The sequence below is a fragment of the Flavobacteriales bacterium genome, assembly GCA_016779935.1.
GTDB lineage: Bacteria > Bacteroidota > Bacteroidia > Flavobacteriales > UBA7312.
The window spans coordinates 321,357-333,934 of sequence record JADHMQ010000001.1 but is presented as its reverse complement, the minus strand read 5'-3'; the positions used below and the strand labels follow the sequence as shown (position 1 = coordinate 333,934).

The following is a 12,578-nucleotide window of genomic DNA, read 5'->3' as shown; positions in this document are numbered from 1 at the left end:
TATGTTATACGAATTAGAATACCCCATACATTCATCCATAAAAATCCTATATGAAAGACTTAGCACCTTAAGTGGTTTGTCAGAATGGTTTGCCGATGACGTTAATGTTAGTAGAGATGGTATCTATACATTTACATGGGAAGGAAGCTCACAAGATGCAGTATTAATTAGTAAGAAAAAGGGAGAACACATTCGATTCAGATGGTTAGACTCTGAGGAAGATGAGTATTTTGAATTTAGAATTCAAATTGATGAACTTACAAGTGATGTGTCGCTTATTGTTTCTGATTTTGCCGATGATGAAGACGATAAAGAAGATGCTACCAACTTATGGGATACTCAAATTGACAATTTAAAACACTTAATAGGATCATAAATCCCTATTTGACTGAATGAAAAAGCTACACCTTTTCATTGTTAAATCCTTCATAGGTCCTTTTATATTCACCTTTTTACTGGCTATTTTTTTATTATTGATGCAATTTCTTTGGAAATACATTGATGATTTGGTTGGTAAAGGATTGGAAATGATGGTCATTACCAAACTTCTTTTCTACGCTGCTGCTCGATTCGTTCCTATGGCATTGCCAATATCCGTATTGCTTTCATCAATTATGACTTTTGGTAATATTGCCGAGAAAAATGAGCTGATGGCTATAAGGTCTGCTGGAGTATCATTAAGAAAATGCATGACTCCCCTATTTGCTCTAGTAATTTTTATAGCTTCTTTTTCCTTTTTATTTTCAAATTATTATATGCCTTATGCTAATCTGAAGGCAGGCTCATTATTATACGACATAAGAAAACAAAAACCTGCGCTGAATATCAAAGAAGGTATGTTCTATAACGAACTAAGTGGATATAGTATTAAAATTGATAAGAAGCTAGAAAATGGTACCGATTTGGAAGGTATAATGATTTATGACCATAAGTCTGAAAAAGGTAATGATAAGGTTATTGTAGCTGAAAAGGGCAAAATGTACCTTGCCGAAAATGAACAGTACTTTGTCATTGCATTGGAAAATGGATATAGCTATAATGAACTGGACTTAAAAAAGGAGAATAAACCCTTTCAAAGAGCCTCTTTCAAAGAAGATATTTTACGTTTTGATTTATCTGATTTTGGTATGAAAAGAAGTAGTGAAGACTTATACCGCAATCACTATGCTATGATGAATAACAAACAACTTCTGAATGCTATTGATTCTATTAATCATAATATGAACTTAAAATCAGCGGCTTTCAGTCATCAAATCACTGAAAAAAACAATGTTGAATTTGAATCTTTAGCGTTAGGTTATAAATCCAATCTTCCTAATTCTCCGACTTATACCACCAAGGTAAATTCAAACGCCATAAGCTCTGTGAAATACCTTCAGTCATTACTGACAAGTCATATAAGAGATTATAAATATTCTACCGAAATTGCTATTAAACATAAGGTGGAATGGCATCGAAAAATTACTCTAGCGATAGCATGTATTATTTTCTTTTTAATTGGCGCCCCTCTTGGTGCTATTATCCGAAAAGGTGGCTTCGGAATGCCAGTAATTATTTCTGTAGGATTTTTTATCACCTACCATATTATATCGGTAACATCTGAAAAGATGGTTAAGGAAGCTGAAATAGCTGTTTTGCAAGGAATGTGGTCGGCTAACATCATCCTACTTCCCATTGGCATATACTTAATCTACAAAGCCAATTCGGATTCGCATTTATTCTCTTTTCCTAAATTTAGATTTTTGAAGAGAAGTTAACGTACCAACTTCTTGTATCGAATTCGTGTAGGACCCACATCACCTAATCGTTTTTTACGATTTTCTTCATAGTCCGAATAACCACCCTCAAAGAAATAGACCTGAGAATTGCCTTCAAAGGCTAGAATATGAGTACATACTCTATCCAAGAACCAACGGTCGTGTGAGATAATTACAGCACAACCTCCGAAGTTTTCAAGCCCTTCCTCTAATGCTCGTAAAGTATTGACATCAAGGTCGTTAGTAGGTTCATCGAGAAGTAATACATTACCCTCTTCTCTTAAGGTCATGGCAAGGTGCAAACGGTTTCGCTCACCACCTGACAATACACCAACTTTTTTATTTTGGTCAGAGCCTTGAAAATTAAATTTAGCTACATACGAACGTGAGTTTATTTTTTTGCCAGCTACTTCTAATAATTCGTTACCACCAGTCACTTGTTCCCATATGGTTTTTTCAGGGTCAATATCAGCGTGTTGTTGGTCAACATAAGATACTTTTACTGTTTCACCAATTGAAAAAGAACCTGAATCGGCTTCTTCTTTACCCATTATCATTCGGAATAAGGTGGTTTTACCAGCACCGTTAGGACCAACTATTCCAACGATACCTGCAGGAGGTAACTTGAAGTTTAGGTCTTCATACAGAAGTTTATCGCCAAAGGCTTTAGAAACCGAGCTTGCTTCTATAACATTTGTACCTAAACGAGGGCCTGCAGGAATGTATAATTCTATTTTTTCTTCTTGTTGCTTATTTTCTTCACTTAGCAACTTATCGTAATTGCTTAAACGAGCTTTAGATTTAGATTGTCTTCCTTTGGGACTCATTCTCACCCATTCCAACTCTCTTTCTAAGGTTTTGCGACGTTTACTGGCTTGTTTTTCTTCTTGTGCCAATCGCTTCGATTTTTGGTCCAACCAAGAGGAATAATTCCCTTTCCATGGAATGCCTTCTCCTCTATCCAATTCCAATATCCAACCGGCTACATTATCTAAGAAATACCTATCGTGAGTAATGGCTATTACCGTACCTTTATATTGTTGTAGATGCTGCTCTAACCAATGCACCGATTCGGCATCCAAGTGGTTGGTAGGCTCATCGAGTAGTAAAATGTCCGGCTCTTTTAAGAGCAAACGGCAAAGGGCTACTCGTCTTTTTTCTCCTCCAGATAATACAGAGATGGACTTATCACTTTCAGGACACCTTAGGGCGTCCATAGCTATATTCAACTTTGTTTCTAAGTCCCAAGCTCCTACAGCATCAATTTGGTCTTGCAATTCCCCTTGCTTTGCCATAAGCTTCTCCATCTTATCAGGATTCTCATACACTTCTGGCAATCCGAACTGATTGTTTATGTCGTTGTATTCAGCAATAAGATCAACAGCCTCTTGCATTCCTTCCTTTACAATTTCAATGACAGTTTTCGTTTCATCCATTTCAGGCTCTTGAGCCAAATAGCCAATGCTATGGTCTTTAGAGAAATGAACATCCCCTTGAAAGGATTTATCTATACCTGCGATAATTTTCAAAAGTGTAGATTTACCAGAACCATTAAGACCGATAATTCCAATTTTTGCACCGTAGAAAAACGATAGGTGTATATCTTTTAAAACTTGTTTATTGTTAGAAGGGAAAGTCTTACTTACCCTATTCATTGAGAAAATTATTTGCTGATCGGACATAATTAGAATATTTCCCACAAATATCGTTATTTTGAAAAATATGCTACTGAAAAAGACGAATAGTTTTAAACTAAATATCTGCTAAATATGAAAAAACGTTGCCAATGGCCTTCCGACATAGAGATGAACTACCACGATACGGAATGGGGTGTACCTGTTTCTGACGACAAAAAATGGTTTGAATACATACTTTTAGATAGTTTTCAGGCAGGACTAAGTTGGAAAATTATTCTTCAAAAACGAGAGGGCTTTAGAAAAGCTTTTTATGATTTTGATGTACAAATGGTTGCTCATATGACAGATGATGATGTGGCTAGACTCAAAGAAGACAAGAGCATTATCAGAAATAAACTAAAAATAAAAGCTACTATTACCAATGCTCAAGCCTTTATTAGAGTTCAAGAAGAATTCGGTTCATTTAACACATACATCTGGCAATTTACTGAGGGTAAAACAATACATAATCAGTATAAACATTTATCAGAAATTCCTAGCAGTACGCCATTATCCGATATTGTAAGTAAAGACTTAAAAGCCAGAGGTTTTAAGTTTGTAGGCAGCACCATTTGTTATGCTTTTATGCAAGCCTCAGGTATCGTTAATGACCACACCATTGATTGCTACAGACACCAAGAAATACAGGAAATAAGTTTCAATAATTAGTACTTTATGCTTAAATTTGTCCCTTTAAAATAACAGAAAACAATATAAAACTCATAAACTATGGTATTAGTAGGAAAAAAAGCCCCTAAATTCAGCACTAAAGCTGTCGTAAATGGTGGTAAAATCGTTGACGGTTTCTCACTAGAACAATTCATCGGTAAGAAGCACGTGTTATTTTTCTTCTACCCTAAAGATTTTACCTTTGTTTGCCCATCAGAGCTTCACGCTTTTCAGGCTAAACTTAACGAATTCCAAGCTAAAGGCGTAGAAGTCGTTGCATGTTCTACAGACACTCCAGAAAGTCACTGGGGATGGTTACAAGTAGATAAAAACAACGGTGGTATTAAAGGTATTACCTACCCTATCGTTGCTGATGTTGCTAAAACAGTTGCTGTAAACTTCGGTGTATTGGCAGGTGACTATTTCATCAATGAAAACGATGAGTTAGAAGCTGAAGGCCCAATGACTGCTTACAGAGGATTATTCCTTATCGACAAAGAAGGTGTAGTACAACACCAAATCGTAAATAACTTTCCATTAGGAAGAAATGTAGATGAAGCTCTAAGAATGGTAGATGCTTTACAACATTTTGAAGAAGAAGGTGAGGTTTGTCCGGCTAACTGGTCTAAAGGAAAAGACGCTATGAAAGAAAGTTTCTCAGGTGTTGCCGATTACCTTTCAAAGCACTAAAACGATTGTCTTTTTAGTATAAAAGCCCGAGCAAATGCTCGGGCTTTTTTTATGAAATTCTTTTAATAAAGTGTGATGTAGGTCATACTTCTTATACTGATTTATTACTAAGATTCGAGCCAAAATTTTAATTCTTAAATAGGCTTGCCATGAAAAACATACTCTTTCTTTTATTACTCTCCAATACTGGCGATGCCGACTATCAGACTAGCCTACCCGATTACGAAAGCCTATTCTATTGGAAATAAGCATGCAACAAACACCTTCTCTAGCACAATATTAGAGAAGTTGTTTTTAATTCTATCAGTCTAATATCGTATAAGTTTAATATCAATTGATGTATTTTCTTTAAGTTTAAACTTACAGTCTTTAAATTTAGGTTTATTAAACCGTGGTTTTACATTATTAGAAAAACCATAGGGTTCTTTAGGAATACCCAAAATAGTTAGATTACATTCCTTGTCTGAATTTATATCGTGGTAAAGTGAAATAGCATATTCTCCTTTACTTAAAGCATTTATCCTAAAGATAAGGGTGTCGCCCTTTACTTTTCTAGAGTAATTTCTAAGAGCTTTATTCTTTTTTATAAATAATCTAGGGTTATAAAAAACAGCTAATTCAATGTTGCCAGACTTTTCAATAATATTACGAACGATTACTTCTAAATCAACTGTTTTTTTATTGGGGAAAAGAGCTAACAATAGCAATACAAGGATATAAAGCAGTCCTTTAGATTTCATGGCAATACATTTACAGCAAAAATATAAAAAGAAGTAATATTAAACGAATAACATTAGCTTAATCTTCTCTAAAATTCAAAGTATTAAGCTACCTTCTTCTGCTTTTATTGGGTTTTAATTTACCACCTTCATTTTTCTTCTTTCTATTGTCAAAAAACTCTTGTTTTCTTCTTTGTTTTTCTTTTTGAGCTTCTTTTCTTTGGACTGAAGTCATGGGTTTGTCAGTCTGTGGAAAGGGATTATCGTCTACTACAGTAAGACTTTGTTTGGTGAGCTTTTCTATGTCTTTTAAAAACACAATTTCTTCTGGCTCACAAATGGATATGGAAATGCCTTCTTCTCCTGCTCGGCCACATCGTCCGATACGGTGTACATAGGTTTCAGACTCGTTAGGGATATCATAATTAATTACAAACCGCAGTTTGTCTATATCTATTCCTCTAGCTGCGATATCCGTTGCGACTAAAACTCGGATTTGACCGTCTTTGAAATTCTTCAATGCTTTTTGGCGTTGACTTTGACCCTTATTACCATGAATAGCTGCAGCTTGAATATTCTCCTTGATAAGATTTTTCACAATTTTATCCGCGCCGTGTTTGGTTCTTGAAAACAACAATACTTGTTCAATTTCAGGATTGTCAAGAATATGTAATAGAAGGTTTTTCTTGCAGTATTTATTGGTCATATAAACAAACTGCTGAATGGTTTCTGCCGTTGAAGATACTGGATTGACAACTACCTTCTCTGGCTTGTTCAAAATCTGATTGGACAGTTCCAGAATATTTTTTGGCATAGTGGCCGAGAAAAATAAAGATTGCCTTTTTCTAGGTAATAAAGCCAACAGCTTTCTTATGTCGTGAATAAAACCCATATCAAGCATTCTGTCAGCTTCATCCAACACAAAGTATTTTATATCATTTAATGAGATATACCCTTGATTGATGAGGTCGAGTAAACGACCTGGAGTAGCCACTAGCACATCGACCCCTTTATTTAGTGCTTTGACTTGTATTCCTTGACCTACTCCTCCAAAAATGACTGTATTTTTAAGGTTTGTAAACTTAGAGTATGCTGAAAAGCTTTCACCAATCTGTATAGCTAACTCTCTGGTTGGAGTAACTATCAAAGCAGAAATTTTTCTATGTCCTTTATGGTGTTGTTTTTTATTTTCAAGATGTTGAACAATAGGAATTGAAAAAGCAGCTGTTTTACCAGTTCCGGTTTGGGCACTACCCAATATATCCTTGCCTTGAAGGACAAGAGGAATGGCTTTTGCTTGAATACTAGTAGGTTTAGTGTAGTTTTGATACTCCAAAGCTTTTAGTATTGAAGGAATTAATTTTAAATCTTCAAATTTCATAGGTAAAGAATGAATGGGTTAAGCCCTTTAGGTTAATTCCTTAAAAGCAAATAGATTGTTAACTCTAATTTAATCGAGTAGAGATTTGTGTACCTTTTCAAGAATCTCGAAACACTTGGCTTGATTTTTAGCTTCAGCATAGGTACGCAATACTGGTTCTGTTCCTGAAGGGCGAATCATAATCCAACTGTCTTCATCAAAGTAATACTTGAAACCATCAATCGTTTCTGTTTTTACAATAGGCATATCGCCAAAAGCTGTATATACGCCTTGCTTACAGTTCTCTACTATCTCTAATTTTTTAGCCTCTTGCAAGTGCAAGTCTATACGTTCAAAGGCAAACTCCCCTACTATATCGTATACTTCCTGAATTAAATCATCTAGACTTTTGCCGGTTTTAGCCATGTATTCCCAAATCACTAAGCCCATCCAGATACCGTCTCTTTCTGGAATATGTCCTTTGATAGCAACACCGCCTGATTCTTCTCCTCCAAGTAATACATCTTCTTTTAGCATTACACCTGCCACGTGCTTAAAGCCTACTTTCACAATTTCATGCTCAAGACCATAGTGAGCACACATCTGCTCTACCTTCACTGAACATGAAAAAGCGGTAACGATTTTACCACTCATCCCTTTATACTTCACCAAATAGTGAATTAAAAGAAGTATGATATGGTGAGAGTCAATAAATTCTCCTTTAGCATTGTACAAGCCTATTCTATCTGCATCGCCATCAGTGGCTAATCCGCAATCTATTTCTCCAGTAATTTTGATATAATCAGAAAATTCTGTCAAATTTCTGTGAATAGGCTCAGGTGCTGTACCATTAAAACCAGGATTATTAGAGCAATGAAAAAGTGTTGTTTTTGGTAGTAAAGATGGAACAGCTTCTCGTCCAGCTCCATACATAGCATCATAACCCAATTGTAAACCAGAGTTATTAATGGCATCTAAATCAAAGGCTTGCTTTGCCTTATCTAGGTATAGTTGAGTGAAATCAGCTACATCAACCCCATCAAGACTCAAGCTATTTAAATCTAAACCATGAGTATCAGGAATTAAATCTTCAACAGCTTGTATATCATCAGATAACAATGGTCCTCCAAAGTTTCCTTTTAGCTTATAACCATTATATTCTGGTGGGTTGTGGCTGGCTGTAATAACTACCCCTAAATCGGCTTTATGTTCTACAACCGCTAACGATAGCATTGGTGTACTCACAAATCGGTCAGCTATAGTCACCTTTACTCCATGATGGGTAAGAACTTTAGCGGTAGTTTCTGTAAATAATTGACCAGCAAATCGACAATCGTGGCCTACTACGACTGAAGGGTTTTCAAAATTAGCGTTTAACCATTCAGCAACACCTACCGTTACTCGAGCAACATTGTCAACTGTATATTCTTTTGCTATGATGGCTCTCCATCCATCAGTTCCAAATTTAATCTTCATTAATTATCGTTTTATATTTCTAATGTTTAATGCCTTTCTGTATTTAGCAGCATTGGCATAATGTTGAATAGCATTTTCTGCAAAATTATGGTATCCTGTAAAGTCTTCTTTAGCACACATGTAAAGATATTGGTGTTTGTCGTAGTTAAGAACAGCATCTATGGCTTGAATTGAGGGTAAAGAAATTGGCCCTACGGGCAAGCCTTTGTACTTATATGTGTTGTATGGCGAATCAACTTTCAAATCTTTTTTGAGTACTCTCTTGATAGAGAAATCGCCAAGAGCATAAATTACTGTGGGATCAGATTGTAATTTCATGCCTTTGCGTAAACGATTAAGGTATAATCCTGCAATACAAGGCTGCTCCGACTTACGATAAGATTCTTTTTCTACTATGGATGCTAATACAGTTACCTCTTCTTGAGAAAGATTTATATCCCTTGCTTTTGCCTTTCTACTATCGTTCCAGAAGTGATGGTGTTCTGCCACCATTCTTGACAAGAAACTCTCTACAGGTGTATTCCAATAAAACTCATAGGTATTGGGAATAAATAATGAGCTGACTGTAAATGCGTTTAAGTTCAATGGGTTGAGGAATGCCGTATCTAGAATAGCTTCCAATAATTCAATTGAATCCATTTCCAATTGGGATGCTATTTTACCTGCAAACTCTTCTTTTGTTCTTAGGTTATTGAAAACTACATTTATGGGGGTTTGTCTTCCTGAACGTAATAGGTTTACTAATTCGTTATTACTCATTTTGTCTTTAAGCAAATAACGTCCTGACTTTATAGAAAAATCATTGTATCGTTTACGCTCGGCGATCCATACAAAAGAAGATGAATTGATGATTATACCTTCATCAGAAAGGATTTGAAGAACGTCTTCAAAAGTTGCTCCTGTTGGAATATCAACAAATACTTCTTTATCCGTATTAAGGGAAACATTAGGTTGGTATATTCTTCCATAAAAAACGGAAGCTGTAATTCCGCCACTTACAAAAAAAACACCTATCAAACTCCAAATAAACTTGTATAAAAAACTTTTTTTCTTAGCCATTATAACGAGGACATTATGCCTATTACTTTTTGATTGTTGCTATCAATCTCTAAAATACGATTCAAATATAGCTTTCCTTTGTCAATTTCCCCTTGTATAATCAGTAAACTTGCTTTATTTAGTAAACTTTGAATATGTACAGGATTTAAAGACAGTGCTTTATCGTAACACTGATTAGCTTCTTCAAAATTACTTTTCTGAGCTAAAACATAACCTAAATTACACCATGCATTTTCATTTTTAGAGAACTCTTCTAAAAGAAGTCGATACTGCTGTTCGGCATTATCCAAATCTTGAGTTTTGGAATAGAAATCTCCTAGCTTTAATCTGAAATTAAGCACATAAGGGGCTAATTCAACTGCCTTTTTATAATAGTCTAAAGCTAGATTAGAATTGAGTTTATCGTATGAATAAGCAATTCGAAATGACGTCCAAGCATGTGAATTAGAATAGGATGTTTTATTAATTTTTGATAATAAATCTTCTATAGATTTACTTACATTAATTAGAGAAGAAAAGTCTTTTTTTAGATAATACAAATGGATTAAATCGTGATATGAGGATTCAATATCAACTTTTTGTAATAGGTATGAAGCCGAGTCTAAAAGATAGCCTTGAGCATCAAATTTTTCATATTGATATAAATAAGCTTTTGCTCTAGTCAACAAGGCTGGTTTAGAGTTATTTATAGCCTCTAAACCGATAAATTCTCCTTTGGTTAATACACTATCATTTTGTGGGTGTATGCCTATTTTATGATCATGTATACTAACATGAGGAATATCAATGGTTGATGAAGATGGCATATGGCATTCCACACAATTATTACTTTCTCTAAACTCATCTTTACAATCATCATGACAGGATAAACACTTGTCATTAAAGAAGTTAGGACGTTCTTTCTGAACAGAATGATGAGGGTTGTGACAAGTGGTACAATTCATTTGTGAATTAGTAAAACAAGCACTTTGTTTAAACCTATCCACGTGCGAAGCCATAATAAAGGTATTATCGCCTTCATAGCGAGGAACAAATACCGTCATATAATCAGATAATTCCATTCCAGGTTTAAAGTCTTTAAAACTCTTTCCTTCTTCTAATACTGTGTTTCCTTGCAAGTGGCAACGCATACAAATTTGAAATTGAGCTTCTAATGATAGTTTTCTTGGGTTAACAATTGAATAATCAATGTGTTTAGAGGTATCAATAGTTTCTCCATTCATCATTCGTTTAACATGTAACTCTCCAGGACCATGGCAACGCTCACAGTCAATTCCATGAGGCACTTTATTAAATCTATTTTCAGAACCCATTACAAAATCAGGCATAGCATTGTGACAACTCATACACTCTAGCCCTATGGTTCTGGAAAAACGACTATTGAAACCGTTTTCAAAGCCAGGTGGAAAATCGAGCTTTCCATCTTGAGTATAATAGGTAAATGGCATTTGATGTACATAACCATTTTCATCCCATAAATGGGAATTAGTATGATGTCCAGAACCCACAATATAATCCGCTATTTCAGTTCTTTGGTTGTGGGCATGTATTTCTTTAATTTTAAGAAGACTATCCTCCCAAAACGGATGATAAGTAAGATTGTTAAAACTGTCTTTTAATAAAAAGGAATGATTGAAAACTGCTTCACTATTTTCTAAAGTTGCTAGCGACATGGATTGCCCCATTCCTGTCTGAATATAAGTCTCATAAATATCGTAATGACAAGCCATGCAGCTTTCTATCCCAACATATTTAACCGTATCATTATGATTCAAATATTCAGTGTATGGTTCTACTTTTGCAGAACAACTCACAATAGTAAATAATATGGCAATGTATACTATTCGCACAACAGTTGAAATAATAGTTCATCCTCCCATCCATCTATAGTTTTATTCCATTTTGCTTTTACGCCTACAAGCTGAAAGTCAAGTGAGCCAAATAGATTTATACTCGCTTGGTTTCTTGACGATATGTTACAATATATCTGATTAAGATGAAGGTTGGTAAAGGCATAATTTATAATCAACAATAATGCTTCTTTAGCGTAGCCTTTTCTTCTGTTTTCTTTATCAACTATCCATATACCTATACCACACATCAAGTTAACAGGGTCAAAATCAAACAATTCAATCGTTCCTATTGGAGTATTATCCTTTTCAATCATTAATCTCAACTGCTTAGCAGTGAAAATATCTTGATGTGCATTTTCTAAATACTTAGCTAGTATATTTTTGGAGAAGGGAGCAATGGTTTGACTAACTTTCCAAATAGTAGTGTCATTTTCCCAATTATACAGAACATCTAGGTCTGATGGCTCTAAAGCTCTTAAAATAATGTTTTCTCCTCTTAGCATTCTAGCTCTCCTTTAAATACCTCTTTATAAGGACCTGTTAAAAACACCTCTGAATAGTGTTCATTTTTTTGAAAATCTACTTTTAACCAACCTCCTAAAACCTTAACTTCTAGTGATTTATTTTGAGTGTATCCCTTTTCAAATGTAGCAATAGCAGATGCTACTGCTCCAGTTCCACATGCTAATGTTTCTGACTCCACACCCCTTTCATATGTTCGAATAGATATATTAGCCTCTGTCAATTGGACAAAATTAACGTTTGTCCCTTCTTGTTTAAAACGTTCATTATATCGTATGGACTGTCCTTCTTTCATTACATCTAAAGCCTCTAGATTATCTACAAAAGAAACATAGTGTGGAGAGCCTGTATCTATAAAATAAGACTCATTTATTGATTCTACGCCAGTGACATCATTCATTTTAAGTCGGACATATTCTTCCGTCCATTCCGCATAATGAGGACCGTCGCAGGCTAAAAACGTACAATCATTTTCAAAAATTTCTAGCTGCTTTGCAAAGGCAACTATACACCTTGCTCCATTTCCGCACATTGAACCAAGTTTACCATCGGCATTAAAATATATCATTTCAAAGGCATAATCATCCGATGAATTCAGAAGCATTAGACCATCGGCACCTATACCCATTCGTCTATCACACAAATTGCGAATTAGCTTATAATTTAACAAATCGAAATGGACATTTCTATTGTCAACAATGATAAAGTCATTACCTGCACCTTGATACTTTGAAAAGCGTATTTTCATTTTCCAAATTTAATTAAAATAGTGTCTTGTCAATTTTATAAATATTTTA

The 12,578-nt window shown here is 34.9% G+C and carries 12 protein-coding genes; 4 read left to right on the top strand and 8 right to left on the bottom strand.

Annotation, left to right across the window (positions count from 1 at the left end):
* The first annotated feature begins 1 nt into the window (after window position 1).
* Together ISP73_01590 and ISP73_01585 are read left to right on the top strand one after the other, a co-directional pair.
* Window positions 2–376 carry an SRPBCC domain-containing protein gene (locus ISP73_01590; GenBank protein MBL6657276.1) on the top strand — a complete coding sequence of 125 codons (375 nt, stop codon included), beginning with the start codon at window positions 2–4 and terminating at the stop codon, window positions 374–376.
* Between the two features lie 16 nt (window positions 377–392).
* Window positions 393–1,757 carry an LptF/LptG family permease gene (locus ISP73_01585; protein MBL6657275.1) on the top strand — a complete coding sequence of 455 codons (1,365 nt, stop codon included), beginning with the start codon at window positions 393–395 and terminating at the stop codon, window positions 1,755–1,757.
* Here ISP73_01585 and ettA read toward each other — a convergent pair.
* Window positions 1,754–3,442, bottom strand: coding sequence for an energy-dependent translational throttle protein EttA (gene ettA / locus ISP73_01580; protein MBL6657274.1), 1,689 nt, complete (start codon window positions 3,440–3,442; stop codon window positions 1,754–1,756). The genes ISP73_01585 and ettA overlap by 4 nt on opposite strands.
* An 84-nt stretch (window positions 3,443–3,526) precedes the next feature.
* Here ettA and ISP73_01575 point away from each other — a divergent pair, with 84 nt between their 5' ends.
* Both ISP73_01575 and ISP73_01570 read left to right on the top strand, forming a co-directional pair.
* Window positions 3,527–4,102: a DNA-3-methyladenine glycosylase I gene (locus ISP73_01575; GenBank protein ID MBL6657273.1), complete on the top strand. Its 576-nt coding sequence runs from the start codon at window positions 3,527–3,529 to the stop codon at window positions 4,100–4,102.
* A gap of 60 nt (window positions 4,103–4,162) precedes the next feature.
* A complete protein-coding gene (locus ISP73_01570; protein ID MBL6657272.1) occupies window positions 4,163–4,792 on the top strand; it encodes a peroxiredoxin in 630 nt (209 codons plus the stop codon).
* Between the two features lie 308 nt (window positions 4,793–5,100).
* Here ISP73_01570 and ISP73_01565 read toward each other — a convergent pair whose 3' ends face one another.
* From ISP73_01565 to ISP73_01535, 7 genes are all read right to left on the bottom strand, one after another.
* Entirely contained in the window at window positions 5,101–5,532 is a 432-nt protein-coding gene (locus tag ISP73_01565) for a DUF2141 domain-containing protein (GenBank protein MBL6657271.1), read from the bottom strand.
* Between the two features lie 88 nt (window positions 5,533–5,620).
* Entirely contained in the window at window positions 5,621–6,892 is a 1,272-nt protein-coding gene (locus ISP73_01560) for a DEAD/DEAH box helicase (protein MBL6657270.1), read from the bottom strand.
* A gap of 69 nt (window positions 6,893–6,961) precedes the next feature.
* Complete coding sequence (locus ISP73_01555; GenBank protein ID MBL6657269.1) at window positions 6,962–8,347, bottom strand: phosphoglucomutase/phosphomannomutase family protein; 1,386 nt, start codon at window positions 8,345–8,347, stop codon at window positions 6,962–6,964.
* Window positions 8,348–8,350: 3 nt separating this feature from the next.
* A complete protein-coding gene (mltG, locus tag ISP73_01550; protein ID MBL6657268.1) occupies window positions 8,351–9,406 on the bottom strand; it encodes an endolytic transglycosylase MltG in 1,056 nt (351 codons plus the stop codon).
* A complete protein-coding gene (locus tag ISP73_01545) occupies window positions 9,406–11,256 on the bottom strand; it encodes a tetratricopeptide repeat protein (protein MBL6657267.1) in 1,851 nt (616 codons plus the stop codon). Before ISP73_01545 ends, mltG begins: the two co-directional genes overlap by 1 nt.
* Entirely contained in the window at window positions 11,247–11,762 is a 516-nt protein-coding gene (locus tag ISP73_01540) for a GNAT family N-acetyltransferase (GenBank protein MBL6657266.1), read from the bottom strand. Before ISP73_01540 ends, ISP73_01545 begins: the two co-directional genes overlap by 10 nt.
* Window positions 11,756–12,529, bottom strand: a complete 774-nt coding sequence (locus ISP73_01535; protein MBL6657265.1) for a diaminopimelate epimerase — start codon at window positions 12,527–12,529, stop codon at window positions 11,756–11,758. The genes ISP73_01540 and ISP73_01535 overlap by 7 nt, the downstream gene beginning before the upstream one ends.
* Window positions 12,530–12,578 lie beyond the last annotated feature (49 nt).

Excerpts from the sequence above, each read along its gene's own strand:
- mltG (MBL6657268.1), bottom strand. The coding sequence starts at position 9,406 with ATGGCTAAGAAAAAAAGTTTTTTATACAAGTTTATTTGGAGTTTGATA.
- ISP73_01565 (MBL6657271.1), bottom strand. The coding sequence starts at position 5,532 with ATGAAATCTAAAGGACTGCTTTATATCCTTGTATTGCTATTGTTAGCT.
- ISP73_01590 (MBL6657276.1), top strand. The coding sequence starts at position 2 with ATGTTATACGAATTAGAATACCCCATACATTCATCCATAAAAATCCTA.
- ISP73_01570 (MBL6657272.1), top strand. The coding sequence starts at position 4,163 with ATGGTATTAGTAGGAAAAAAAGCCCCTAAATTCAGCACTAAAGCTGTC.
- ISP73_01585 (MBL6657275.1), top strand. The coding sequence starts at position 393 with ATGAAAAAGCTACACCTTTTCATTGTTAAATCCTTCATAGGTCCTTTT.
- ISP73_01535 (MBL6657265.1), bottom strand. The coding sequence starts at position 12,529 with ATGAAAATACGCTTTTCAAAGTATCAAGGTGCAGGTAATGACTTTATC.
- ISP73_01555 (MBL6657269.1), bottom strand. The coding sequence starts at position 8,347 with ATGAAGATTAAATTTGGAACTGATGGATGGAGAGCCATCATAGCAAAA.
- ISP73_01575 (MBL6657273.1), top strand. The coding sequence starts at position 3,527 with ATGAAAAAACGTTGCCAATGGCCTTCCGACATAGAGATGAACTACCAC.
- ISP73_01560 (MBL6657270.1), bottom strand. The coding sequence starts at position 6,892 with ATGAAATTTGAAGATTTAAAATTAATTCCTTCAATACTAAAAGCTTTG.
- ISP73_01540 (MBL6657266.1), bottom strand. The coding sequence starts at position 11,762 with ATGCTAAGAGGAGAAAACATTATTTTAAGAGCTTTAGAGCCATCAGAC.